The 24152-nt window shown below is 53.2% G+C and carries 27 protein-coding genes, 1 tRNA gene, 1 rRNA gene and 1 other annotated feature (1 of these 30 running past the window's edge); of the genes, 28 read left to right on the top strand and 1 reads right to left on the bottom strand.

Going from position 1 to position 24152, the window contains the following annotated elements; genetic code table 11:
* Both CIG75_RS19915 and CIG75_RS19910 read left to right on the top strand, forming a co-directional pair.
* Nucleotides 1–430, top strand: a 23S ribosomal RNA gene (locus tag CIG75_RS19915); it begins 2499 nt to the left of the window's first position.
* A 247-nt stretch (nt 431–677) separates the two neighbouring features.
* Nucleotides 678–753 (top strand) — tRNA-Thr (locus CIG75_RS19910).
* 46 nt (nt 754–799) lie between these two features.
* Here the strand turns inward: CIG75_RS19910 and CIG75_RS19905 are convergent.
* Complete coding sequence (locus tag CIG75_RS19905; RefSeq protein ID WP_094238183.1) at nt 800–1375, bottom strand: TetR/AcrR family transcriptional regulator; 576 nt, start codon at nt 1373–1375, stop codon at nt 800–802.
* 109 nt (nt 1376–1484) lie between these two features.
* On the opposite strand from CIG75_RS19905, the gene CIG75_RS19900 reads away from it, so the two are divergent.
* The 26 genes from CIG75_RS19900 (at nt 1485) to CIG75_RS19775 (ending at nt 23989) form a co-directional block, all read left to right on the top strand.
* On the top strand, nt 1485–2186 hold the full coding sequence (locus CIG75_RS19900; RefSeq protein WP_157729663.1) for an HAD family hydrolase: 702 nt from the start codon (nt 1485–1487) through the stop codon (nt 2184–2186).
* A gap of 184 nt (nt 2187–2370) precedes the next feature.
* Nucleotides 2371–2832 (top strand): CtsR family transcriptional regulator, encoded by a 462-nt coding sequence (locus CIG75_RS19895; RefSeq protein WP_094238181.1) that lies wholly within the window; start codon nt 2371–2373, stop codon nt 2830–2832.
* Between the two features lie 20 nt (nt 2833–2852).
* Entirely contained in the window at nt 2853–3389 is a 537-nt protein-coding gene (locus CIG75_RS19890; protein WP_094238180.1) for a protein-arginine kinase activator protein McsA, read from the top strand.
* A gap of 2 nt (nt 3390–3391) precedes the next feature.
* Complete coding sequence (locus tag CIG75_RS19885) at nt 3392–4468, top strand: protein arginine kinase (RefSeq protein ID WP_094238179.1); 1077 nt, start codon at nt 3392–3394, stop codon at nt 4466–4468.
* A 46-nt stretch (nt 4469–4514) separates the two neighbouring features.
* Nucleotides 4515–6950, top strand: coding sequence for an ATP-dependent Clp protease ATP-binding subunit (locus CIG75_RS19880; protein WP_094238178.1), 2436 nt, complete (start codon nt 4515–4517; stop codon nt 6948–6950).
* A gap of 207 nt (nt 6951–7157) precedes the next feature.
* A complete protein-coding gene (gene radA, locus CIG75_RS19875; RefSeq protein ID WP_094238177.1) occupies nt 7158–8531 on the top strand; it encodes a DNA repair protein RadA in 1374 nt (457 codons plus the stop codon).
* A 4-nt stretch (nt 8532–8535) separates the two neighbouring features.
* On the top strand, nt 8536–9612 hold the full coding sequence (gene disA / locus CIG75_RS19870) for a DNA integrity scanning diadenylate cyclase DisA (protein ID WP_094238176.1): 1077 nt from the start codon (nt 8536–8538) through the stop codon (nt 9610–9612).
* A 33-nt stretch (nt 9613–9645) separates the two neighbouring features.
* A complete protein-coding gene (gene pssA, locus CIG75_RS19865) occupies nt 9646–10371 on the top strand; it encodes a CDP-diacylglycerol--serine O-phosphatidyltransferase (protein ID WP_407701300.1) in 726 nt (241 codons plus the stop codon).
* Between the two features lie 309 nt (nt 10372–10680).
* Entirely contained in the window at nt 10681–11757 is a 1077-nt protein-coding gene (locus CIG75_RS19860) for a PIN/TRAM domain-containing protein (RefSeq protein ID WP_094238174.1), read from the top strand.
* Nucleotides 11758–11849: 92 nt separating this feature from the next.
* Nucleotides 11850–12545: a 2-C-methyl-D-erythritol 4-phosphate cytidylyltransferase gene (gene ispD, locus CIG75_RS19855; RefSeq protein WP_094238173.1), complete on the top strand. Its 696-nt coding sequence runs from the start codon at nt 11850–11852 to the stop codon at nt 12543–12545.
* Nucleotides 12542–13021 carry a 2-C-methyl-D-erythritol 2,4-cyclodiphosphate synthase gene (gene ispF, locus CIG75_RS19850; RefSeq protein ID WP_094238172.1) on the top strand — a complete coding sequence of 160 codons (480 nt, stop codon included), beginning with the start codon at nt 12542–12544 and terminating at the stop codon, nt 13019–13021. Before ispD ends, ispF begins: the two co-directional genes overlap by 4 nt.
* Before the next feature lie 38 nt (nt 13022–13059).
* Nucleotides 13060–14511 carry a glutamate--tRNA ligase gene (gene gltX / locus CIG75_RS19845; RefSeq protein WP_094238505.1) on the top strand — a complete coding sequence of 484 codons (1452 nt, stop codon included), beginning with the start codon at nt 13060–13062 and terminating at the stop codon, nt 14509–14511.
* Nucleotides 14512–14841: 330 nt separating this feature from the next.
* Nucleotides 14842–15510 (top strand): serine O-acetyltransferase, encoded by a 669-nt coding sequence (gene cysE / locus CIG75_RS19840; RefSeq protein ID WP_094238171.1) that lies wholly within the window; start codon nt 14842–14844, stop codon nt 15508–15510.
* Nucleotides 15491–16879, top strand: a complete 1389-nt coding sequence (gene cysS, locus CIG75_RS19835) for a cysteine--tRNA ligase (protein ID WP_094238170.1) — start codon at nt 15491–15493, stop codon at nt 16877–16879. Before cysE ends, cysS begins: the two co-directional genes overlap by 20 nt.
* 4 nt (nt 16880–16883) lie before the next feature.
* On the top strand, nt 16884–17327 hold the full coding sequence (locus tag CIG75_RS19830; protein WP_322348593.1) for a Mini-ribonuclease 3: 444 nt from the start codon (nt 16884–16886) through the stop codon (nt 17325–17327).
* Nucleotides 17328–17329: 2 nt separating this feature from the next.
* A complete protein-coding gene (rlmB, locus tag CIG75_RS19825) occupies nt 17330–18256 on the top strand; it encodes a 23S rRNA (guanosine(2251)-2'-O)-methyltransferase RlmB (protein ID WP_227874295.1) in 927 nt (308 codons plus the stop codon).
* A 15-nt stretch (nt 18257–18271) separates the two neighbouring features.
* A complete protein-coding gene (locus tag CIG75_RS19820; protein WP_094238168.1) occupies nt 18272–18784 on the top strand; it encodes an NYN domain-containing protein in 513 nt (170 codons plus the stop codon).
* 160 nt (nt 18785–18944) lie between these two features.
* Entirely contained in the window at nt 18945–19592 is a 648-nt protein-coding gene (gene sigH / locus CIG75_RS19815; RefSeq protein WP_227874294.1) for an RNA polymerase sporulation sigma factor SigH, read from the top strand.
* 199 nt (nt 19593–19791) lie between these two features.
* Nucleotides 19792–19941 (top strand): 50S ribosomal protein L33, encoded by a 150-nt coding sequence (gene rpmG / locus CIG75_RS19810; RefSeq protein ID WP_094238167.1) that lies wholly within the window; start codon nt 19792–19794, stop codon nt 19939–19941.
* Between the two features lie 30 nt (nt 19942–19971).
* Entirely contained in the window at nt 19972–20208 is a 237-nt protein-coding gene (secE, locus tag CIG75_RS19805) for a preprotein translocase subunit SecE (protein WP_094238166.1), read from the top strand.
* 68 nt (nt 20209–20276) lie between these two features.
* Nucleotides 20277–20810 (top strand): transcription termination/antitermination protein NusG, encoded by a 534-nt coding sequence (gene nusG, locus CIG75_RS19800; RefSeq protein WP_094238502.1) that lies wholly within the window; start codon nt 20277–20279, stop codon nt 20808–20810.
* Nucleotides 20811–20915: 105 nt separating this feature from the next.
* On the top strand, nt 20916–21341 hold the full coding sequence (gene rplK, locus CIG75_RS19795; protein WP_094238165.1) for a 50S ribosomal protein L11: 426 nt from the start codon (nt 20916–20918) through the stop codon (nt 21339–21341).
* 106 nt (nt 21342–21447) lie between these two features.
* Nucleotides 21448–22131: a 50S ribosomal protein L1 gene (gene rplA, locus CIG75_RS19790; RefSeq protein ID WP_094238164.1), complete on the top strand. Its 684-nt coding sequence runs from the start codon at nt 21448–21450 to the stop codon at nt 22129–22131.
* 69 nt (nt 22132–22200) lie between these two features.
* Nucleotides 22201–22338, top strand: a sequence feature (ribosomal protein L10 leader region).
* 20 nt (nt 22339–22358) lie between these two features.
* Entirely contained in the window at nt 22359–22853 is a 495-nt protein-coding gene (rplJ, locus tag CIG75_RS19785) for a 50S ribosomal protein L10 (protein WP_227874293.1), read from the top strand.
* A 50-nt stretch (nt 22854–22903) separates the two neighbouring features.
* Entirely contained in the window at nt 22904–23266 is a 363-nt protein-coding gene (gene rplL / locus CIG75_RS19780) for a 50S ribosomal protein L7/L12 (protein WP_094238162.1), read from the top strand.
* Nucleotides 23267–23380: 114 nt separating this feature from the next.
* Nucleotides 23381–23989, top strand: coding sequence for a class I SAM-dependent methyltransferase (locus CIG75_RS19775; RefSeq protein ID WP_094238161.1), 609 nt, complete (start codon nt 23381–23383; stop codon nt 23987–23989).
* The last annotated feature ends 163 nt before the right edge of the window (nt 23990–24152 follow it).

The following is a 24152-nucleotide window of genomic DNA, read 5'->3' as shown; positions in this document are numbered from 1 at the left end:
AGTCCACATCGACGGGGAGGTTTGGCACCTCGATGTCGGCTCATCGCATCCTGGGGCTGTAGTCGGTCCCAAGGGTTGGGCTGTTCGCCCATTAAAGCGGTACGCGAGCTGGGTTCAGAACGTCGTGAGACAGTTCGGTCCCTATCTGCCGTGGGCGCAGGAAGTTTGAGAGGAGTTGTCCTTAGTACGAGAGGACCGGGATGAACCGACCGCTGGTGTCCCAGTTGTGGTGCCAACCGCATCGCTGGGTAGCTATGTCGGGAAGGGATAAGCGCTGAAAGCATCTAAGCGCGAAGCCCACCTCAAGATAAGACTTCCCACACGGTCAACGTGGTAAGACCCCTTGTAGAAGACAAGGTTGATAGGCTGGAGGTGGAAGCGCCGTGAGGCGTGTAGCTGACCAGTACTAATCGGTCGAGGGCTTATCCTAAGTAAGTTCAAAACTCACAATCATTTCGCATCCAGTTTTCAGGGAACACACAGCGGTAGATTGGCTAGAAGCTGTGACGTCCTGTCGCAACGCCGATCCAACTGCTTTCACCTACTGTCCAAGTCTTCTCGAAAAAGTGCCACGTTCGAAGCAAAGCGAAGAACCACCGAAGCGAAAGCGGAGGTATGGTACTTGGACCGCAGGGTCCTGGGAGAGTAGGACGTCGCTAGGCGGAAATTAATATCATGCCGGTGTAGCTCAGATGGTAGAGCAACTGACTTGTAATCAGTGGGTCGAGGGTTCGATTCCTTTCGCCGGCACCACACCAAATAGAAAAACCCGATCCGTTATGGATCGGGTTTTTCTATTTTATTTAGAATTTGCGATTCCATCCAAAAACAAATCTGCATAGATATCGGCCACCATCTCGGAGGTCAGCGCCCCGTCCTCCTGATACCAACGGTATACCCAGTTGCAGGCACCCAAGACCGCCAGCGCCTTCATGCGCGCATTCCCGGGTCGAAATTCACCGCCGGCCATTCCCTCCTCGATCAGTCGTGTCCACAAGTCCAGATACTGGTCGGTCGCGTCTTGGATCACCTGTTGCGGATTCTCTCCCAACGCCACAGACTCACGCAACAGCACGGTGGAGAGCTGCACATCATGAGTGACCAATTGCAAATGCATTTCCAGCGCCTTTTTCATCTTGCTTTGCGCAGACTCTTTTGAAGCGAGAATCCGCTCCATCCGCAGATTGAACTCTGTGATCGCGCGCTGTGCGACCCCGAGCAGCAGATCGGCCTTGCCTGAGATATAGTGGTACAAAGACCCCTTTTGCAACCCGACAGCATCGGCGATGTCTTGCACCGACGTAGCATGGTACCCTTTCTTATCAAATAGTTTGACCGCCGCAAGGACGATTTCCTCATATTTATTCGAAGCCATAGAGGCACTTTTCATTCCTTTCAGGGTATACTAAGCAAAATCATACAGGTCGAGCCTTGCCAAGTCAATAAATAGACCAATCCAACGAAAAAGGATGGAGGACACTACGATGAACGCATCCCCGATCCAAGCGGTGATCTTCGATGTTGACGGCACGCTTTACCAAACGGAGAAAGTAGCCGTTCCCGCGTTCCGTTCCGCCTTTCAATACATGCAGGAAGCAGGTCATTATCGCGGTCCGATCCCTAGCGAAGACATAATCATCTCCTGTTTTGGCATGACGATCCCCGAAGTTTGGGAAACGCTGCTCCCCGACGCCTCGATGGACATCCGTGATCAGGCCAATGAACGAGTTGCGCAGCTCGAAATCTCACTGATGGAGCAAGGCCAAGGCGAACTTTACAAAGGTGTGAAGGAGACGTTGCAGTCGCTATCGGAGCAAGGCATCCGTCTCTACACCGCTTCCAACGGTGAAAAACGCTACGTGGAATCGGTGGTCGAAACGACAGGCATCGCATCATACTTTACGAAACTGTTCACCGCTGGCGAATATAAAACGAAGAAAAAGGAAGACCTGGTCCAACTCGTTCTCGATCATGCGGGCATCACCAACCGGAACGCCGTCATGGTCGGTGACAGAAAGTCGGACATCATCGCGGGTCGAGCGAATAATCTTTTGACGATCGGGTGTGATTTTGGTTTTGCCGGGCAAAATGAATTAGTGGAGGCAACGGTGATCATTCACAGCTTTTCTGACGTATTACCTAGTCTGCAAAAATTGCGACAACTATTAACCCAAAAGGTCAAATAAGGTCAAGAAAATCGAAGAAAGTCTAACCAAACATCGCTCTAATCACCTTTCGTTCCCGCAAGCGCACCGATAATGGTTAAAAACGAACTTGGGGTTTTACGAGCGACTGCATATAATAAAGGAGAAAGGTCAAGATTAGTCAAAGTCAAACCTTCGAATCAGAGGAGGGGGGAAATTAGGCACCATGCGCAACATTTCTGACATCATTGAACAGCATATCAAGAAAATATTGTCTGGTGCTGGCAGCGGAACTGCTGAGATCAAGCGCAGCGAGTTGGCCGACATGTTCAATTGTGTGCCCTCCCAAATTAACTACGTGATTTCAACACGCTTCACCATAGAAAAGGGGTACGTTGTCGAATCGAAACGAGGCGGCGGCGGTTTCATTCGCATCACCAAGGTCGGTCTTGAACTCAATCAGATGTTGCACCACGCCATTCTCGATTTGATGGGCAGCGCCGTCACCGCGAAAGAAGCGGAGGGCCTGATCCAGCGCCTGCACGATGAAAAAGTGCTGACCACCCGTGAAGCACGTGTGATGCTTTCGGTGGTCTGCACCGACATTTTGGCGCTCTCTCCCGCCATCCGCGATCAGATTCGCGCCAATTACGTATCGGCGATGCTGGTCGCTTTGCTCAAAGGATAACCGCAGAAGGAGGAATACCGATGCTCTGTCAGCGTTGTCAGCAACGGGATGCTACCGTTCATTTTTCGAAGATTCTCAACGGGGAAAAGAGCGAAATCCATCTTTGCGAAACGTGTGCTCGTGAAAACAGCGAGTTCATGATGAAGCCCGGCGAAAATTTTTCCTTTCACAATCTGATCAGCGGTTTGTTGGGATTTGAAAATCAAGGCTCCTTTGGTCAAATGTCGGGCGCGCAGACGAGGCAAAACACCCGTTGTAACACGTGCGGTCTCACCTACCAGAAGTTTGCCGAACTGGGTCGCTTCGGCTGTGCCGACTGCTACCAGAGCTTCGGTCCTCGTTTAGAGCCGCTGCTGCGCCGCATTCATGGTGGGGCAACTACCCACACCGGGAAAGTGCCACAGCGCACGGGCGGGATGATCAAGATGCGCAAACAGATTGAATTGCTCCGCCGTGAACTCCAGCAGAAGATTCAGATGGAACAGTTCGAAGAGGCTGCACTTTTGCGCGACCGCATTCGCGAACTGGAACAACAAAGCGCAGCGGGAGGGTATTGAGGATGTCGATTCAAGATTTTGTGCATGAAACCAGCGGCTGGATGTGTGATGAGGGGCCGCACTCGGACATCGTCATCTCAACGCGCATCCGCTTGGCCCGCAACCTGATCGAACATCCGTTCCCGATGCTAGCCAGCGAGCACCAAGCGGATGACATCATCGAGCGCGTGCGGGATGCGATCGAAACCGAATCGTTTGCCGAAGCGGGTGGTGGACGTTTCGAAATGATCCATCTTGATGACATCTCCGAACTCGACTTGCACACTTTGGAGGAAAAATATTTGATCTCCAGCACGCTCGTCGATCATGCCACGCGCGGGGCGGTGGCGATTCGGGAGGATGAGTTGGTCTCGATCATGATCAATGAGGAAGATCATCTCCGGTTGCAAGTGTTGATGCCAGGTCTCCAACTTGGAGAAGCATGGGCGACGGCCAACCGCATCGACGATCTGCTCGAAGCGCGCTTGAACTATGCTTTCGATGAACGTTACGGCTACCTCACCGCCTGCCCGACCAATGTCGGCACTGGCATCCGCGCTTCGATCATGTTGCATTTGCCAGCTCTTGTCGCCACCGGACAGATCAACCGCGTGCTCTCTGCGCTCGGCCAAGTCGGTCTTGTCGTCCGCGGCATTCACGGCGAAGGGACGGAGGCGGTCGGCAATCTTTTTCAACTGTCGAACCAGATCACGCTCGGCCAGCCGGAAGAGGAAGTGATTCAGAGCCTCGAATCGGTCGCACAGAAGATGATCGAGCATGAAATTCAGGCCCGCAACTACCTGTTGCAGGAAAGCCGCGAGGACATCGAAGACCGCGTGGCCCGCTCCTTTGGCATCCTCGCCTATGCGAGACGCCTGTCTGCAAAAGAGACGATGCAGCGCCTGTCCGACCTTCGCTTGGGCATCGACCTTGGCGTGATCAAGGGCATTTCCAAAAACATTCTCAAAGAGCTGATGGTCATGAGCCAGCCCGCCTTTTTACAAAAAAAATCGGGTGTGTCGCTCGCACCAAACGAGCGGGATTGGCGCAGGGCCGAACTGGTTCGCGACAAGCTACAAAGCGAAGCGGGTCATATCTGATCCCAGCTTTTGAATACACTCAAATACCGCTTGGAGGTGGATTCCAATGATGTTTGGACGTTTTACAGAGCGAGCGCAAAAAGTGCTCGCCTTGGCACAGGAAGAAGCAAGCCGTCTCGGTCACTCAGGAGTAGGCACGGAGCACATTCTGCTCGGTCTCGTTCGCGAAGGCGAAGGGATCGCGGCAAAAGCGCTGGTGTCGCTTGGCCTCTCCAGCGATAAGATTCAAAAAGAAGTAGAGAAAATCATCGGCCGCGGACCTGGTCAATCGAATGGTATGGCCTACACGCCGCGTGCGAAAAAAGTGATCGAACTCTCGATCGACGAAGCGCGTAAACTCGGTCACAACTACGTGGGCACCGAGCATATCTTGCTCGGTCTGATCCGTGAAGGCGAAGGCGTGGCAGCTCGCGTGCTGGCTAACCTCGGCGTCTCGCTGAACAAAGCACGTCAGCAAGTGCTGCAACTGCTCGGTGGTGACACGCACGAAAGCCATCAGGAAAATACGCAGTCGGCGAACACTCCGACCCTCGACTCGCTGGCCCGCGACCTGACCCAAATGGCACGCGATCAAAAATTAGATCCGGTCATCGGCCGCGCTAATGAGATCGAACGCGTCATCCAAGTCCTGTCCCGCCGCACCAAGAACAATCCGGTCTTGATCGGTGAGCCTGGCGTGGGGAAAACGGCGATCGCAGAAGGTTTGGCCCAGCGCATCGTTGAAAATGAAATTCCGGAAACATTGCGCAACAAGCGAGTGATGGTGCTCGACATGGGCACTGTGGTCGCAGGTACCAAATACCGCGGTGAGTTTGAAGACCGCTTGAAAAAGATCATGGATGAAATCCGCGCAGCGGGCAATATCATCCTGTTCATCGACGAGCTGCACACGTTGATCGGTGCAGGTGGCGCAGAAGGTGCGATCGACGCGTCGAACATCCTCAAGCCGGCCCTCGCGCGCGGCGAACTGCAGTGCATCGGCGCGACCACGCTGGATGAGTACCGCAAGCACATCGAAAAAGATGCGGCGCTCGAACGTCGCTTCCAGCCGATCACCGTTGACCAGCCGAACAAAGAAGAAGCGGTGCTGATCCTGATGGGCCTGCGCGATCGCTACGAAGCGCATCACCGCGTCAAAATCCTCGACGAGTCGATCGAAGCGGCGGTCAAACTGTCCGACCGCTACATCACCGACCGCTTCTTACCGGACAAAGCGATCGACCTGATCGATGAAGCAGCATCCCGCGTGCGCCTGCGCACCTACACCCAGCCGCCAAATCTCAAAGAGCTGGAAGAACGACTGGAAGAGATCCGCTCCGAAAAAGAGTCTGCCGTTCAATCGCAGGAGTTTGAAAAAGCGGCTTCGCTGCGTGACACGGAGCAAAAGATTCGCGAAGAGTTGGAAAACCGCAAGCAAGAATGGCAGTCCAACCAAGTCAAAAAGGACTCGGAAGTCACCGCAGACGATATCGCCGACATCGTCACTTCCTGGACCGGCATCCCTGTGAAAAAATTGGAGGCCGAAGAGTCGGAACGCCTGCTCAAGATGGAGGAAATCCTGCATGAGCGCGTGATCGGCCAGGATGAAGCGGTCAAATCGATCTCCCGCTCGATCCGCCGTGCGCGTGCGGGCTTGAAAGACCCGAAACGCCCGATCGGCTCGTTCATCTTCCTCGGTCCGACCGGGGTCGGGAAAACGGAGCTGGCCAAATCGCTGGCCGATGTGATGTTTGGCGACGAAAATGCGATCGTGCGCATCGACATGTCCGAATATGGCGAGCGCCATTCCACCGCTCGTCTGGTCGGAGCACCTCCGGGCTATGTCGGGTATGAGGAAGGCGGTCAACTCACCGAGAAGATTCGCCGTAAGCCATATTCGGTCGTCCTGTTCGATGAGATTGAAAAAGCGCATCCGGAAGTGTTCAACGTGCTTCTGCAGGTGCTCGACGACGGTCGTCTGACCGATTCGAAAGGCCGCACGGTCGATTTCCGCAACACGGTGATCATCATGACATCGAACGTCGGTGCTAACGCGATCAAAAAAGGCGGCGCGCTTGGTTTCACCGCCAACAAAGAAGCGAACTATATCGACATGAAGGATCGTGTGATGGAAGAGTTGAAAAAGCAATTCCGTCCCGAGTTCCTCAACCGGATTGACGACACGATCGTCTTCCACCAACTCGAAGAGAAACACATCAAAGAGATCGTCACCTTGATGAGCGCCGAACTGGCTCGCCGTCTGCGCGAGAACGACATCCACTTCGACCTCACCGAGGAGGCCAAATCCTTCCTCGCGAAGGAGGGCTACGACCCGCAATACGGTGCGCGTCCGCTCAAGCGGGCGATTCAGCGCCACATCGAAGACCAGTTGTCAGAAGCGTTGCTTTCCGGCGCGGTCAAAAAAGGCGATCAAGTGCTGATCGATGAAGAAGACGGAAAACTGACGGTGCGCAACGCGGGTGCACCGACTCCCACACACTAAATGTTGATCGAATTTTGAACCCGGTACTTGGTGCCGGGTTCTTTCGGTCGATCCCCACCACTTTGGCCGTTCGACCGCCTACTCTAATACTGCATAAAGTGAAAATTGTCAACCTGAAAGGACCGATTTGCCCTTGTTGATTCAAACTGATTCGTTTATGATGAAGTTTGGAACCTTTTTGTAGGACATCTCAGAATGGGGACAATTATGGCAAAGTATAAATCAAAATTCGTGTGCCAAGACTGTGGATATGAAAGTCCCAAATGGATGGGTAAATGTCCAGGGTGCGGCCAATGGAATACGATGGCCGAAGAAGTGGTGAGCAAGCCGTCACCACAGGTAAACTCACAAATTTTGCAGCAGTCAGAGCCTGCGATTGCACATAAGATCACAGAGATCGATACGGTTGCGGAAGCGCGCACGCACAGCGGTTTGGTCGAATTTGACCGGGTGTTGGGCGGCGGCGTGGTCAAAGGATCGCTCGTGTTGGTCGGCGGTGATCCGGGCATCGGGAAATCGACTTTGCTTTTGCAGGCGTCAAACTCGATCGCCGCGATGGGCAACAAGGTGTTGTACGTCTCGGGCGAGGAGTCGGCAAAGCAGATCAAACTGCGCGCCGATCGTCTGGATGCGCTGTCAGACAACCTGTACATCTTGCCGGAGACCGATCTAGAGCGGGTCGAGCAGCACATCAAACAGGTCAGCCCCGATTTTCTGATCGTCGATTCGATTCAGACCGTATATCGGCCAGGGTTGCAATCGGCCCCTGGCAGCGTGGGGCAGGTTCGCGAGTGCACCGCCTTTTTGCTGCGCATCGCCAAATCGCTCGATATTGCCACGTTCATCGTTGGCCACGTCACCAAAGAAGGCGCGATCGCAGGCCCGAGAATGCTCGAGCACATGGTCGATGCCGTGCTTTATTTTGAAGGGGAGCGACACCACACCTACCGCATCTTGCGGGCGGTGAAGAACCGCTTCGGTTCGACCAACGAAATCGGTATCTTTGAGATGCGAGAAAAAGGGTTGGCAGAAGTGCACAACCCGTCCGAACTGTTTCTATCTGAACGACCGCACGGCGTCGCAGGTTCCTGTGTTATCGCCAGCATGGAGGGCACGCGCCCAGTGCTGGTCGAGATTCAGGCGCTGGTCACGCCATCCAGCTATGGCAACCCGCGCCGGATGGCGACCGGGCTTGACCACCACCGCGTCAGTTTGATCATGGCGGTGCTGGAGAAGCGGATGGGGTTATATTTGCAGTCACAGGATGCATATGTCAACGTAGCAGGCGGTGTTCGCCTCGATGAACCGGCGGTCGATCTCGGCATTGCGCTGGCGCTCGGCTCCTCGTTTCGGGAGCGTGAGATCCAACCGACCGACTGTTTTATCGGCGAAGTTGGACTGACTGGCGAAGTGCGCGGCGTATCGCGCATCGAACAGCGCGTTCGGGAAGCGATGAAGCTCGGTTTCACCCGCGTGATCGTGCCGACCAAGAACCTGCGCGGATGGCAGCCCCCAGCCGATATTCAAGTGATCGGTGTAGAGACGGTACAGGAGGCGTTCCAAGTAGCTTTAGGGGGATGACAGGATGAGAGAAGAAATCAAAAAAGAGAACCTGATCAACAAAATCCTCCGCTTCATCGCACCTGGCACCCCGCTTCGGGACGGCTTGGAAAACGTGCTGCGGGCGAAGACGGGGGCTTTGATCGTCATCGGCAATTCGCCACAGGTGATGGAGCTCGTCGATGGCGGATTTTCGATCAACTGCGAGTTTACCTCGGCAGGCATGTATGAACTGGCCAAAATGGATGGAGGGATCATCCTCTCGGATGATGGCAAGCGGATTTTGTATGCGAACACCCAGCTCAACCCCGACCCGACGATCCCGTCGTTCGAGACGGGGACGCGGCATCGCACGGCGGAGCGCGTGGCAAAACAGACCGGGCAATTGGTGGTCTGTATCTCCCAGCGCCGCGATGTGATCACCTTGTACCAATCGAATTTTCGCTACACGCTCAAAGACATCGGCGTGATCCTGGCCAAAGCCAATCAGGCTATCAACACGCTGGAAAAATACAAGTCGGTGCTCGACCAAGCGATGACCAACCTGTCTGCGCTCGAATTTGAAGAGTTGGTCACGTTGCATGAAGTGGCACTCGTCATTCAGCGCATCGAGATGGTGTTGCGCATCAAAGCGGAGATTCGCCGCTACATCACCGAGCTTGGCACCGAAGGGCGCCTCATCTCCATGCAGCTCGAAGAGTTGGTCTCAAAAGTGGATGAAGAAGCGTATCTCTTGGTGAAAGACTATTGCCGCGATCAAGATGTCACACCGCATCACATTTTGCAAGAACTGCATGCGCTCAATTCGGATGACTTACTGGAAAGCAACATGATGGTGAGAGTTTTGGGATACTCGGGGAACATTAATATTACCGAAGAGCCCGTCTCCTCGCGCGGATACCGGATTTTGAACAAAATTCCGCGCCTCCCGCAGCCGGTCATTGAAAATTTGGTGGAAACCTTTTGCGCGCTGCCACGTATTTTAACTGCGAGCATTGAAGAGCTGGATGATGTTGAAGGCATCGGTGAAGTCCGAGCCCGCGCCATCAAAGAAGGGCTCAAACGTATTTCCGAACAGGTGTTTATCGATCGGCACATCTAACCTGTCGGAGAGGGAGGTAGGTAGGGACCCATGATAGTACGTCGCGCTTTACCGAGCATGTTTACCGTTGGGAACTTATTCTTAGGTATTATATCGATCATCGTTGCATTTCAAGGAAATTTTGACTGGGCAGCACTGCTCGTCATCATCGGGATGCTGCTCGACGGTCTGGACGGTCGTGTCGCACGGATGCTGAATGCGCAAAGCGAATTCGGCAAAGAGCTCGACTCGCTGTCGGACGTGATCTCGTTTGGGGTGGCCCCCGCTTTTATCATGTATGGGGTCGTGCTCAAAGACATGGGCTGGGTCGGTATGGTGATCACCGCGGTCTTCCCGATCTGTGGTGCACTTCGCTTGGCACGTTTTAACGTGTCGGCCGGTTCGCCCAACTATTTTATCGGCTTGCCGATCACCGCTGCTGGGGGCGTGTTGGCAACGCTGGCGCTGTATCACGGCATGTTGCCGGCACCAAATATCACCTTGCCGCTGTTTATGGTCTTTCTGGCCTATCTGATGATCTCGAACATCAAGTATCCCAACTTCAAAAAAGTTGGAATTCCGAAAGCAACCTACTACATCGTGCCGCTGATTCTTGCGATCGTGCTCGGCACCTTTATGTTCTGGCCTGAATACGTGAATCGTTTGATCTTCTTGCCGCTCGCTTTTTATGCGCTGTATGGCGTGTTAAAAAAAAACGGAAATAAGAAAAAGCGAAAAACGGACGCTGTGGAAGATCCGTACGAAAGGATCGCCAAGTAGAAATTTCCACAAGAAAAACCGCTAGGGGAAGCAACCCCGGCGGTTTTTTTGCGTATGTATCGGGTAGGAACACTGCCTGTTGAGCGTGTTCGTTCGACAAACAATGAATTTTGTTGACGAAATGTGCATCGCTATGGTAATATAGATCATTTGCAATTGACTGAGCCTTTCAAATGTGGTATGCTAGTGTATGAACTCATGAGACGTCATTTGACGTCTTCTTTTCTTAAAAGTTAATGACAAAGCACTTCCCTACGTTTTGATGTGTGTTTCATTGTCTATAATGCTTGATATGGAGGTGACATTCCTGTGTTAAAACGCATTGTGCATCTGTTTTTCGCCGTCATCGGGTTTGTGCTGGGTTACCAATTTGCACCGGGTTTGTTCAGCTTGGTCAGCTTGGACATCAATCCGTTTGTACATCCGATTTTCGGAGCAGTGTTAGGCGGTTCGCTCTTCATCCTCGCGACGAGCTGGATCGTTGATTATACGGTGAGTTTGATCAAGTGGTTCGAAGAGAAAATGATCAAAACTCCGTTCCCCGACGTGATCGCCGGAGCGTTCGGGATGGTACTCGGTCTTATCATTGCGTATCTGATGGCACCGGCCATCGCGCTGATTCCGGTCGTGGGCCGGGTTGTGCAATTCTTTGCCAGCGTGCTGCTCGCCTATATGGGCTACCGCTTTTTCTTCACCAAGCGCGAAGATCTGATGAACTTCTTCCCGGGTCGCCTCGGGGGCAAGGAGAAGAGCAAGGCGGAGGAGAAGCACCGTCCAGGCGAAGCGAAGATTTTGGATACGAGCGTCATCATCGACGGACGCATCGCCGATATTGTGAAGACGGAATTTCTCGACGGTGTGCTCGTCATCCCGTCGTTCGTGCTCGAAGAACTGCAACATATCGCCGACTCGTCCGATGTGCTCAAGCGCAACCGGGGAAGACGGGGCCTTGACATCCTGAACAAGATTCAAAAGGAACTGAAGATCAAAGTCCAAGTGATGGAGATCGATTTTGAGGAGATTCAGGAAGTCGATTCCAAGCTGGTGCGCCTCGCCAAGCAGATCAACGGGAAAGTGGTCACCAATGACTTCAACCTGAATAAAGTCTGTGAGCTGCAAGGCGTCGGGGTGCTCAACATCAACGACCTCGCCAACGCGGTCAAGCCGGTCGTGTTGCCAGGGGAAGAGATTTTTGTGCAAGTGATCAAAGACGGAAAAGAGCATAACCAAGGGGTCGGTTACCTCGATGATGGCACGATGATCGTCGTCGAAGGCGGACGTGATTTTATCGGCACCCGATTGGAAGTGCTGGTCACATCGGTGTTACAAACCTCTGCGGGTCGGATGATCTTTGCCAAGCCGAAAATGTTAGAGCGCGCCTTGTAACAGCGTAGCGCCGCACCTTGAGGTGCGGCGCTTTTTACTTGCAACGACTATCTGGTTGGTGTATAGATAAGACGAAGAGAGGGGAACGATCGATGCAAACCGAAGTGATAATCGTGGCAGCAGGAAGCGGATCGCGCATGGGCAGTCAGATCAAAAAGCAATACCTGCCGCTTGACGGCGCTCCGATCTTGGTGCGCACGTTGCAGGCGCTGTCCGCCTGCCCGTCGATCGATCGGATGATATTGGTCGTCTCTGCCGATGATAGGGAATATGTTCAGACCTTGATTGCCGACCACGGCGTAGAAAAAGTCGGCGCGATCGTCGAAGGTGGTCAGGAGCGCCAAGATTCGGTGCGCCACGGGCTGGATGCGCTGTTAGCGACGACAGAGTTGGTCGCCGTTCACGATGCGGCGAGACCGCTCGTCACAACAGACGAAGTGGAAGCGGTGCTGGAGGCGGCTAGAGTGAGAGGGGCGGCGACGCTTGGCGTGGCGGTAAAAGACACGATCAAGCGGGTCGAGCAGCAACTGGTCAGCGAAACGTTGCCTCGCAACCAACTGTTCGCGGTCCATACGCCGCAAGCGTTCCACCGTTCGATCTTGGAAGCGGCGCATGCGCGTTCCGTTCTGGCGGGCGGGCTCGGCACCGATGATGCCTCGCTCGTCGAGTGGGCTGGCTATCCAGTGTTGCTGATAGAGGGTAACTATACGAACATCAAAATTACCACGCCTGACGATCTGATCATCGCCGAGGCGTTATGGAAGCTGAAAGGGGAACATGTACGATGATTCGAGTGGGCATGGGTTATGACGTGCACCAACTGGTCGCAGGCCGCGACCTGATCTTGGGCGGAGTGCTGATTCCGCATGAGAAGGGACTGCTCGGGCACTCCGATGCTGATGTTTTGCTGCATGCGATCAAAGATGCGCTGCTCGGCGCGATTGCAGAAGGCGACATCGGCAAGCATTTTCCGGACACCGATCCGCGTTACAAAGGAGCCGACTCGGTCAAACTGCTCCAGCACGTCTTTGCGCTGGTCAAAGAGCGCGGCTATGTTCTGGGTAACCTCGACTGTGTCGTCATGGCGGAACGCCCGAAATTGCGTCCGTACATCGACGAAATCCGCGGCGTGATCGCTCGGGAGCTGGAAGCGGAGCTCGGGCAGGTCAATGTGAAAGCGACGACGACCGAAAAGCTCGGCTTTGTCGGGCGGGAAGAAGGAATGGCCGCCCAAGCGGTGGTGCTTCTCGTCAAAAAACCTTAAACCTGTTACAATGAAGCGGAAACTATTTTATGGAGGTCATACCGATGACGGTACGTTTACGTTATGCACCGAGTCCGACCGGACATTTACATATCGGCGGCGCGCGCACCGCGCTGTTCAACTATCTGTTTGCCAAGAAACATGGCGGCACTTACATCTTGCGCATCGAGGACACCGACCAAGCGCGCAACAAGGAAAATGCAGAGCAAGGTTTCATGGAGGGGTTCCGCTGGCTGGGCCTGAATTGGGATGAAGGCCCAGAGATCGGCGGCGAATACGGCCCGTATTCCTGCATGGAGCGCCTCGACATCTACCAAAAGTATACCGATCAACTGCTGGAAAGCGGGCAAGCCTACTATTGCTACTGTACCGCCGAAGAGTTGGAAGCTGAGCGCGAAGAGCTGAGCGCGAAAGGCGAATTGCCGCGCTACCTCGGCAAATGCCGCCATCTGACGGCAGAAGAGCGCGCCAAGCACGAGAGCGAAGGTCGTAAGAAAACGATTCGCTACCGTGTGCCGGACGATCAGGTATTCGCGTTTGACGATCTGATTCGCGGCCTTGTCGAGTTCGAATCGAACGGGATCGGTGATTTTGTCATCGTCAAATCGGACGGCATCCCGACGTACAACTTTGCGGTCACGATCGACGATGCGCTGATGAAGATCACCCATGTCGCACGCGGGGAAGAGCACATCTCCAACACGCCGCGCCAACTGATGCTCTACGAAGCGTTCGGCTGGACCAAGCCGCAATTTGCTCACCTGCCGTTGATCCTCAACGAGACGGGCAAAAAGCTGTCCAAGCGCGATGAGTCGATCATCCAATTTATCGAACAGTATGCGGAGCTCGGCTATCTGCCAGAAGCGATCAACAACTTCCTCGTTCTGCTCGGTTGGTCACCGTCGATCGAACAGGAGATCTTCTCGCTTGACGAGTTGGTTGAACACTTCTCCTTTGACCGCATCTCCAAGTCGGGTGCCATTTTTGACAAAGACAAGCTGGCTTGGATGAACGGGCAGTACATCAAAGCGGCCGACCTCGACCGCATCGTAGACTTGGCCATTCCGTTCCTGCAGGCGGCAGGCCGGATCGGGGAAGATTTTGACCGGGAATGGGTCACCCTGTTGGTCACGCTGTTCAAAGACGCAATGCTCGCCGTCTCCGAAATTGTACCGCTGTCCGTACTGTTCTTCAGCGACGATGTTGCATATGATGAGGATGCAAAAGCTGTTTTGGCGGAGGAATCGGCGAAAGTCGTGCTGCAAGCGTTCCTCGACAAAGTACAGGCAATGGATACGTTCAACGTCGATACGATCAAAGCGGCACTAAAAGAGGTACAAAAAGAGACAGGCTTGAAAGGCAAACAGTTGTTCATGCCGACGCGCGTCGCCCTCACCGGACAGTTGCACGGCCCTGACCTCAACTTGTCTTTGGCCCTGTTTGGCAAAGAAAAAGTGGCAGCGCGCCTTGGTAAGTTGCTCCAAGAATAGGAATTTGTTACCATATAGTCACAGTCAGTAAACAGGGAAAGTTAGAGGCAAGGAAGAAGTAGAAAAGTACGACCTGACAGAGAGTGCCGCCTTGAGTGAACGTATCGCTCATGGGTGAGAGCGGTGCGAGGAGACGGCTTTTTGAATGCACCTTGCCGTACGCGGGAGGAAATGCCCGACGGTTCACCGCCGTTATCCGGTGTTCAAGCGGGTGCTTACGCCAAGGGCTTCCTTGTACATAGCGCCAAGCAGAGTGGAACCACGGTGTATCAACCGTCTCTGTCGATTCGGCAGAGGCGGTTTTTTATTTTCGGGAAGGAGTGCGTTCAGATGTTTGAACGGATGCGGGAAGATATTCAAGTCATTTTTAACCGCGACCCGGCGGCACGTTCTACGCTGGAGGTGGTGCTGACCTATTCAGGTTTGCACGCATTGTGGGCGTACCGTGTTTCACATTGGTTTTGGAACATGAAGATGCGCACGTTCGCGCGCTTGATCTCGCAACTGGCACGTTGGATAACGGGCATTGAGATCCATCCGGGCGCGACGATCGGCCGCCGTCTGTTTATCGACCACGGGATGGGCGTGGTGATCGGAGAGACTGCTGAGATCGGGAATGACTGTACGCTGTACCAAGGCGTCACGCTGGGCGGTACGGGCAAAGAGAAAGGCAAGCGCCACCCGACGCTTGGCGACAATGTGTTGGTCGCCTCGGGGGCCAAGGTGCTCGGGTCGTTTACGATCGGCTCCGGCTCAAAAGTAGGAGCCGGTTCGGTCGTGCTGCGCGAAGTTCCGCCGAACTCGACGGTGGTCGGGATTCCAGGCAAGGTGGTCATTCAAGATGGCCGCCGCGTAGACGATATGGAACAGTGCAACCTGCCCGACCCGGTGGCGGAGCAGATCAAACAGTTGCAGCAGCAGATTGATGACTTGAGGAGCGAGTTGGAAACACTGCGAAATCAAGAGGGGAGAGCACGTGATGTCGATACACCTGTATAATTCGTTGACACGCCAAAAAGAACCGTTTCAAAGCTTGGAGCCAGGCAAAGTAAAAATGTACGTCTGCGGTCCGACCGTCTATAACTATTTTCATATCGGCAATGCGCGTCCGTTCGTCGTCTTCGATATGATCCGTCGTTATTTCGAATATAAAGGATATGAAGTAAACTATGTGCAAAATTTTACCGACGTTGATGATAAGATTATCAAGCGCGGCCATGAAGAAAATCTGACCCCGCAGGAAGTGGCAGATAAATACATCGAGAGTTATTTTGCCGATGCAGACGCCTTGCATGTCCGCCGAGCGACCGCTCATCCTCGGGTGACCGAAGAGATGCCGGAGATCATCGCTTTTATCGCTGATCTGATCGAGCGCGGCCATGCGTATGAGTCGCAAGGCGATGTTTATTTTGACACGACGACGTTTGCAGGTTATGGTAAATTGTCTGGTCAGACGCTAGATAACCTGATTGCCGGGGCACGCGTGGAAAAAAGCGAGCTCAAACGTCATCAGACCGACTTTGCGCTTTGGAAATCGGCAAAAGAGGGCGAGATCGCTTGGGAGTCACCGTGGGGCGCAGGCCGTCCAGGTTGGCACATCGAATGCTCGGCGATGAACCTGAAATATTTGGGCGAGCAGATCGACATTCATGGTGGGGGCGTCGATCTGACGTTCCCGCATCATGAAAACGAAATGGCGCAGACCGAAGCGTGTACGCACAAACCGTTCGCGACGTACTGGCTGCACAATGCGTTTGTCAATCTCGGCGATGAGAAGATGTCCAAGTCGACCGGCAACTTCCTGACGACAAGAGACCTTTTGCAAAAATATGACGGATCCGTACTGCGCTTTCTGCTCTTGTCGGCGCACTATCGCAATCCGGTCAACTTCTCTGAAGAGTTGGCCGAAAATGCGAAAGCGGGCTATGAGCGGATCACCACCGCTTTGCTCAATTTGCAGCACCGAGTAGAGAGCGCATCGGAAGGTCATGCTGATAAGGTAGAGGCAGACAAATACCGCAGTGCATTTGAAGCGGCGATGAACGATGACTTTAACTCGGCCGACGCGATCACGGCCATCTTTGACCTCGTGTCGGACGCGAATGTTTATTTGCGAAACGAACAGGTGGAACAAGCAGCGCTGACCGCTTACCTGCAACTGATCGAGGAGTTCCTCGACGTGCTGGCATTGGCGCCGGCATCAGATGACGCTGGGTTGGAGGCGCAGGTGGAAGCGCTGATTCAAGAGCGCAATGACGCCCGCAAGTCGAAAAACTGGGCGCGTGCCGATGAGATTCGCGACGAACTGACGGCGATGGGCATCGTGCTTGAAGACACGCCGCAGGGTGTACGCTGGAGACGGAAGTGAGAACATGACAGAGCAAGTTACAGGCGTACAGGCCCTGTTCAACCAAGAGGTCAAACCGGTCAAAAAGCCGCAGGAGATGACAGGGCTCGCCCTCGCCTACATGGGCGATGCGGTCTGGGAGATTTTTGTGCGCGAACATCTTTTGCAGTGCGGGGAGATGAAGCCGGACCGCCTGCACAAATTTGCGACCAAATTTGTGAATGCCAAGGCGCAGTCGGACGTGCTGCACCTGCTGATGCCGACGCTGAGCGAAGAGGAATTGACGATCGTCAAGCGCGGCCGCAATGCCAAATCGGGCTCGAGCCCGAAAAATGGCAGTTTGATCGACTACCGCCACGCCACCGGGTTTGAAAGCCTGATTGGCTATCTGTACTTGTGTGGGGCGTATGAACGCCTGCAGGAGCTGGCGAAAACTGCAATTCAGACACTAACCGAAAAGGATGAATGACGATGAGAAAGAACAGCAAAGACAGAGCGCCGCGCGGGCGCAAAGGGCCGAGCGCAGGTCGCGGGCAAGGCGGAGAGCGCAAAGGAACGGGTGCAGAGCGCCGCGGACCGGCTCCGGAGCGCGACCGTGAGCGCATCGTGCGCGCAGAACGAGTCGACCGCGAGCCGATCGCGAGTACCAAATCGGACAGTTCCAACGAGCAGGTGGAAGGACGCCATCCGGTGCTGGAAGCGCTGCGCTCCGGTCGCGAGATCAATAAGATTTTGGTCGCAGAAGGCGCACAAGGTTCGATCACCGAACTGCTGGGCAAAGCGCGTGCGAAGAACATCATCATCCAAAGCGTTCCCCGGGCCAAACTCGACCAGATCTCCGAAGGGCGCAACCACCAAGGGATCATCGCCTACATCGCGGCCAAAGAGTATGTAGAACTCGATGTGATCTTGGCGGCGGCCAACAATTCGCCCCGTCCTGGCCTGATCATCGTGCTGGATGAGATTGAAGACCCGCACAACTTGGGTTCGATTTTGCGTTCGGTAGACGGGGTTGGCGCTCATGGCGTGATCATTCCGAAGCGTCGCGCTGTGCCGCTGACCGCAACGGTGGCTAAAGCGTCTGCAGGCGCGATCGAACACGTGCCGGTCGCGCGCGTCCCCAACATCTCGCAGACGATCGAGCAGTTGAAAAAAGAAGGCTACTGGGTGGTCGGCACCGATGTGGACGGCGAGAACATGTACCATCAGGTCGATCTGACCGGCCCGACGGTGCTTGTGATCGGCAACGAGGGCAAAGGGCTAGGCGAAGTGGTGAAGAAGCGCTGTGACTATCTGGTTCGCCTGCCGATGATCGGACAAGTTCAGTCGCTCAACGCAGGTGTGGCGACGGGGATCTTGCTCTACGAAACGCTCCGTCAACGCGGCGAAAAGAAGTAGGCCGGTTCAAGCCTCATGCGTGAAGTCCTGATTGTTGACGGGTACAACATCATCGGTGACTGGCCGGAGCTTCGCGACTTGAAACATGAACGGCTCGAAATGGCTCGCGATAAGCTGATCGACGACCTCAAGGAATACAAAGCGTTCACCGGGCGCGAGGTGATCGTCGTGTTTGACGCTCATCTCGCTTCCGGCGGGCAGACAGAGGAAGTTGTGGCTGGCATCAAGGTCTTGTACAGCAGCCATGAAGAGACGGCGGACGAGCTGATCGAGCGGCTGGTGTACGAATTCCTCCGCGAAAAGGTCAGAATGCATATTTATGTTGCGACTGGCGACTATGTCGAGCAGCAAGTCACCTTTGGCGTCGGGGCGCTTCGGATCACGGGGCGCGAACTGCGAACCGATGTGAAAAATGCCAAACGCCAAATTCGTGAAAAAGTTGAGAAAATCAACCATGCGCGCAATGTGATCGACGACCATCTCTCCCCGCAGGTGCGGGAGATGTTCGAGAAATGGCGCAGAGGATAGAACTGTCGGTTGCAAAAATACCGGCAGTTTTTTTCTTTGTTCAAAAAATGTTCAAATTTTACGGAAGGAAATGACGGAAGTTAGCAATTGACCCTGCTAGATTACATAAAGTATAATGGGTTCATCTTGGCGCTACGCCTCATAGTCGGAGGGATGAGAGTTGACAAGCATTCCTACAGGTCAGGTACAGCATGAACTGGAAGCGATGTCTGATGAAGACTTGGTCGAGCTTGTGCGACAGGGCGATGACGAAGCGCTTGAACATTTAATCCACAAATACAAAAACTTCGTACGGGCCAAAGCCCGATCTTATTTTTTGATCGGGGCGGACCGAGAGGATATCGTCCAAGAGGGCATGATCGGCCTCTATAAGTCGATTCGCGACTTCCGCGATGACAAGCTTGCTTCCTTCAAGGCATTTGCTGAACTTTGCATCACACGTCAGATCATTACGGCGATTAAGACGGCGACGCGTCAAAAGCACATACCATTGAACTCTTACGTTTCCTTGGATAAGCCGATCTATGATGAAGATTCGGACCGTACGTTGCTCGATGTGATCTGCGGCTCACGAGTCACCGACCCGGAGGAGCTGATCATCAACCAGGAAGAGTTTGATGACATCGAGGTGCGCATGGGCGAGATATTGAGCGACTTGGAACGCAAAGTTCTGATGCTCTACCTCGACGGACGATCCTATCAGGAGATTGCCGTCGATCTGAAACGTCACGTTAAATCGATCGACAATGCGCTGCAACGGGTGAAACGAAAATTGGAACGCTATCTGGAAGTTCGAGACGTGAATTGATGGGAAGAGGCGGGCAGCTTAGATAGCCCGTCTTTTTGTTACCCATTTTTGTGCCCTGTTTAACCGGGTGAGATATTGTCAAACCTAGTAGCAAGGCAGTTCGGTTGACAGTCACTATGCTTTGTGCTAAATTTGTATGGGTATCCATGAGAATGGACAAGTTTCGATATTTAGAGCATCCAGCTAGGAGGTGTCATAGATGCGAGTTAACGTGACCCTGGCTTGCACCGATTGCAAGCAACGCAACTACATCACCAAAAAGAATAAGAAGAACAACCCCGATCGCATCGAGATCAAGAAGTATTGCAAGTTCTGCAACACTCATACTGCGCACCGTGAAACTCGCTAATGGTGCCCTTTTTTAAGGGGGAGATCACACATGGCTAGTTCTTCAGTAGCAGGTGAACCAAAGCAATCCCGTCCAGGCTTCTTTAAGCGTTCTGTTCAGTTTTTCAAGGACGCTTGGGGCGAGCTGAAGCGCGTTCGCTGGCCTAACCGCAAAGAGCTTACGAGCTATACGATGGTGGTTATGGGAACGTGTATTTTCATCATCTTGTTGATCTTCGGTTTCGACCTGGGGATCAGCTACGTGCTCGAGCTGATCGGGCTGCGCTAAACAAGACACAGTAACTTTTCGACAAACTAAGGGGGGAAGGGCACCCTGCCCTCGCGTACATGGAACAATTGGAGAAACGCTGGTATGTCGTGCATACCTACTCTGGGTACGAAAACAAGGTAAAGACTAACCTTGAAAAGCGCCTGCATTCGATGGAGATGGAAGACAAGATCTTCCGCGTTCTCGTCCCTGTGGAAGAGGAGACGGAGATCAAAAACGGCAAGAAGAAATCGGTCATGCGCAAAGTCTTTCCGGGCTACGTGCTCGTGGAGATGATCATGACTGACGATTCTTGGTATGTCGTGCGCAACACACCAGGTGTAACAGGCTTTGTCGGGTCCACTGGGGCTGGTTCCAAGCCGACTCCTCTGTTGCCGTCTGAAGTCAAGGCCATCCTTAAATCTATGGGTGTGGATGAGACTCGCAAAAAGGTGGATTATACCCTCAAAGAAGCCGTTCGCATCGTCGAAGGGCCGTTTGCAAACTTTGTGGGTTCGATCGAGGAGATCCAAGAGGACAAGCAAAAGCTCAAAGTTCTGGTCTCTATGTTCGGACGCGAAACCCCACTTGAGCTTGACTTCGATCAGGTGGAGAAGTTATAATCTTGTCTGGTATTGCGTTGGTCTGTGATCTCACCCATCATGGGCCAATTTTAGTGGGAGGGCTAGTCCCGTTGACCACATTTTGTGAAGAAGGAGGTGGACGTAGTGGCTAAAAAAGTTACCAAAATCGTGAAGCTGCAAATTCCGGCAGCAAAGGCCACCCCTGCTCCGCCGGTAGGTCCGGCACTCGGTCAGGCTGGGGTAAACATCATGGGCTTCTGCAAGGAGTTCAACGCTCGTACTGCTGAACAAGCGGGCCTGATTATCCCGGTTGTCATCACGGTTTATGAAGACCGTTCCTTTACTTTCGAAACGAAGACCCCGCCGGCAGCTGTACTGCTGAAAAAAGCAGCAGGTGTTGAATCCGGTTCCGGCGAGCCGAACAAGAAGAAAGTTGCAACTGTTAAGCGTGATAAGGTTCGCGAAATCGCGGAAACGAAAATGGTTGACCTCAACGCAGCGAGTGTTGAAGCTGCAATGCGCATGGTTGAAGGCACCGCACGCTCTATGGGCATCGTAATCGAAGACTAATTTTAGTATTAGCTTCGTTTCTTCGACGGGTTGGTGGGTCCCCTGCCAACCCTTATTCGTGGGAGGTTACTTTGTACCGTCATTACCACACAAGGAGGAAAGAACAATGGCAAAAGTAGGCAAGAAATACGCTGATGCTGTAAAGCTCGTTGACCGTGAAACTCAGTACGACGTGAATGAAGCGATCGAACTGGTAAAGAAGACCGCTACTGCGAAGTTCGACGAAACTGTTGAAGTTGCTTTCCGTCTGGGCGTTGACCCGAAGAAAGCTGACCAAGCAATTCGTGGCGCAGTTGTTCTCCCGCATGGCACCGGTAAAGTATCTCGCGTTCTCGTGTTCGCGAAAGGTGACAAGGCGAAAGAAGCTGAAGCTGCAGGCGCAGACTTTGTCGGCGATGAAGATATGATCAACAAAATCAACCAAGGCTGGTTCGATTTCGACGCTGTCGTCGCAACTCCGGACATGATGGCTTCGGTTGGTAAACTGGGCCGCGTGCTCGGTCCGAAAGGTCTCATGCCGAACCCGAAGACCGGTACTGTTACGTTTGACGTAACTAAGGCTGTAAACGAGATCAAAGCTGGTAAGATCGAATACCGCGTTGACCGTGCTGGTAACATCCATGCACCGATCGGCAAAGTTTCCTTCGACAGCGAAAAACTGATCGAAAACCTTAACACGCTTGTTGACACTCTTCAAAAAGCGAAACCGGCTTCCGCGAAGGGCCAGTACATGCGCAACGTAACCGTGTCCTCCACCATGGGCCCGGGCGTAAAAGTCAACTTGCAATAAGTAACACAGCTCTCGTAAGCAATATGCTTTGACTTTCGTGGTCAAGCATGATAATATAGCTTCTGTTGCGAAGTGAATAACAACGAACCGCAGACAGCAGGTGTCAAGCATGCTTGACTTAATACCCTGCCGAGGATCAAGAAGTTTCACCTTACTCAGGTAACTTATGCCCTCGTAGACTGTCTGCGGGGGTTTTCTTCTTGATCTAGAAGCACACAGGAGGTGTAATGATGGGAATCCGTGAGGAAAAAGTAGCTCTCGTAAATGAGATCGCTGAGAAGCTTCAGAACTCCAAGTCTACGATTATCGCTGACTACCGCGGTCTGACCGTAGGGCAAGCGACCGAACTGCGTAAGCGTCTGCGCGAAGCAGGTATCGAGTTCCGCGTTCTGAAGAACACCATGACCCGTCGTGCTGCTGAACAAGTCAACCTGGGCGAAGTCAACCAATACCTGACCGGCCCGAACGCAATCGCGTTCTCCACTGACGATGTTGTAGCACCGGCGAAAATCCTGAACACTTTCGCGAAAGAGCACAAAGCTCTGGAACTGAAAGCAGGGATCGTTGAGGGTAAGATTATCGGTCTTGAAGAAGTGACGGCACTGGCAGAACTCCCGAACCGCGAAGGAATGCTCTCCATGCTGCTTAGCGTACTTCAAGCTCCGATGCGCAACTTGGCATACGCTTTATCTCAAGTTGCTGAACAAAAAGAGCAAGCGTAACGGTTACGTACAACCGACCAAACTGATACCAATTCTAGGAGGTAACTCTAATGTCTAAAGAGCAAATCATCGAAGCCATTAAAGGCATGTCCGTTCTTGATCTGAACGACCTGGTAAAAGCAATCGAAGAAGAATTCGGCGTAACTGCTGCAGCTCCGGTAGTTATGGCTGGCGGCGCTGCTGGCGCAGCTGTTGAAGAACAATCCGAGTTCGACGTAATCCTGAACTCTGCTGGCGCTTCCAAAATCAACGTTATCAAAGTTGTTCGCGAACTGACCGGCCTGGGCCTGAAAGAAGCGAAAGAAATCGTTGACAACGCTCCGAAAGCTCTGAAAGAAAAAACTTCCAAAGAAGATGCAGAAGCTATCAAAGCTAAGCTTGAAGAAGCTGGCGCATCTGTAGAAGTGAAGTAATTGCCCTTTGTGGCTCAAAAGCACCTTGCCTCGTTGCAGGGTGCTTTTTTTATGAAGTTTCCCTTTACTAGATCATGCTGGAAATGGGCAAAGTATACATTGGGAGGTGTGTTCGTGGGCGATCATTATTTTACCAATCGACCGAATGTGGAACACGAGCTGCGCACCATCCGCGTCACCTTGCGCGGCTTTGATCTCACGTTCTGGACTGACGCGGGCGTTTTTTCAAAAGGAGGCGTCGATTTCGGCAGTCAGCTCTTGATTGAGACCATGGAAATTCCGGAGGGAGCGAAAGTTCTCGATGTCGGCTGTGGCTATGGACCGATCGGGATTACAGCAGCGTTGCTTGCCGGAAGCGGTCAGGTGACCATGGTCGATGTCAATGAACGTGCGGTGGAGCTTGCGACGAAAAACATCGAGCAGAATGTGGCACCGGGGGCGCAAGCGATCATCAGCGACCGTTTTGAAAAACTGAACGGAGAAAAATTTGATCGGATTTTGACCAACCCACCGATTCGCGCTGGCAAAGAGGTCGTGCATTCGATCTTTGAGGGGTCGGTTGAGCATCTCACCGAAAACGGCGAACTCTGGGTGGTCATTCAAAAGAAGCAAGGCGCACCTTCTGCAAAAAAGAAGTTGGAAGAGTTGTTTGAAGATGTAGAGGATATGGCGCGCGATGCTGGTTTTCGCATTTTCCGCTGTCAAGGGATTTGTAGAAAGTAAGAAGCTTTTAGGTTGACACTGATTTCCCATTGTAGTATTATTACTAAATGCATACTGCCAAAGTGCCCCCATGCGCAGTTTTTCATGAGATTGTCAATGGTTTAGTGGACATATGAATAATTCGCAGGTATTTTGGTAACGACTAAATATTACGTGGTTTTTC

Source organism: Tumebacillus algifaecis, assembly GCF_002243515.1.
In the GTDB taxonomy this organism is placed as follows: domain Bacteria; phylum Bacillota; class Bacilli; order Tumebacillales; family Tumebacillaceae; genus Tumebacillus_A; species Tumebacillus_A algifaecis.
The sequence above is the reverse complement of the archived record's forward strand: the minus strand, read 5'-3'. Positions and strand labels throughout refer to the sequence as shown.

Excerpts from the sequence above, each read along its gene's own strand:
- CIG75_RS19905 (WP_094238183.1), bottom strand. The coding sequence starts at position 1,375 with ATGGCTTCGAATAAATATGAGGAAATCGTCCTTGCGGCGGTCAAACTA.
- CIG75_RS19900 (WP_157729663.1), top strand. The coding sequence starts at position 1,485 with ATGAACGCATCCCCGATCCAAGCGGTGATCTTCGATGTTGACGGCACG.
- CIG75_RS19895 (WP_094238181.1), top strand. The coding sequence starts at position 2,371 with ATGCGCAACATTTCTGACATCATTGAACAGCATATCAAGAAAATATTG.
- CIG75_RS19890 (WP_094238180.1), top strand. The coding sequence starts at position 2,853 with ATGCTCTGTCAGCGTTGTCAGCAACGGGATGCTACCGTTCATTTTTCG.
- CIG75_RS19885 (WP_094238179.1), top strand. The coding sequence starts at position 3,392 with ATGTCGATTCAAGATTTTGTGCATGAAACCAGCGGCTGGATGTGTGAT.
- CIG75_RS19880 (WP_094238178.1), top strand. The coding sequence starts at position 4,515 with ATGATGTTTGGACGTTTTACAGAGCGAGCGCAAAAAGTGCTCGCCTTG.
- radA (WP_094238177.1), top strand. The coding sequence starts at position 7,158 with ATGGCAAAGTATAAATCAAAATTCGTGTGCCAAGACTGTGGATATGAA.
- disA (WP_094238176.1), top strand. The coding sequence starts at position 8,536 with ATGAGAGAAGAAATCAAAAAAGAGAACCTGATCAACAAAATCCTCCGC.
- ispD (WP_094238173.1), top strand. The coding sequence starts at position 11,850 with ATGCAAACCGAAGTGATAATCGTGGCAGCAGGAAGCGGATCGCGCATG.
- ispF (WP_094238172.1), top strand. The coding sequence starts at position 12,542 with ATGATTCGAGTGGGCATGGGTTATGACGTGCACCAACTGGTCGCAGGC.
- cysE (WP_094238171.1), top strand. The coding sequence starts at position 14,842 with ATGTTTGAACGGATGCGGGAAGATATTCAAGTCATTTTTAACCGCGAC.
- cysS (WP_094238170.1), top strand. The coding sequence starts at position 15,491 with ATGTCGATACACCTGTATAATTCGTTGACACGCCAAAAAGAACCGTTT.
- CIG75_RS19830 (WP_322348593.1), top strand. The coding sequence starts at position 16,884 with ATGACAGAGCAAGTTACAGGCGTACAGGCCCTGTTCAACCAAGAGGTC.
- rlmB (WP_227874295.1), top strand. The coding sequence starts at position 17,330 with ATGAGAAAGAACAGCAAAGACAGAGCGCCGCGCGGGCGCAAAGGGCCG.
- CIG75_RS19820 (WP_094238168.1), top strand. The coding sequence starts at position 18,272 with ATGCGTGAAGTCCTGATTGTTGACGGGTACAACATCATCGGTGACTGG.
- rpmG (WP_094238167.1), top strand. The coding sequence starts at position 19,792 with ATGCGAGTTAACGTGACCCTGGCTTGCACCGATTGCAAGCAACGCAAC.
- secE (WP_094238166.1), top strand. The coding sequence starts at position 19,972 with ATGGCTAGTTCTTCAGTAGCAGGTGAACCAAAGCAATCCCGTCCAGGC.
- rplA (WP_094238164.1), top strand. The coding sequence starts at position 21,448 with ATGGCAAAAGTAGGCAAGAAATACGCTGATGCTGTAAAGCTCGTTGAC.
- rplJ (WP_227874293.1), top strand. The coding sequence starts at position 22,359 with ATGATGGGAATCCGTGAGGAAAAAGTAGCTCTCGTAAATGAGATCGCT.
- rplL (WP_094238162.1), top strand. The coding sequence starts at position 22,904 with ATGTCTAAAGAGCAAATCATCGAAGCCATTAAAGGCATGTCCGTTCTT.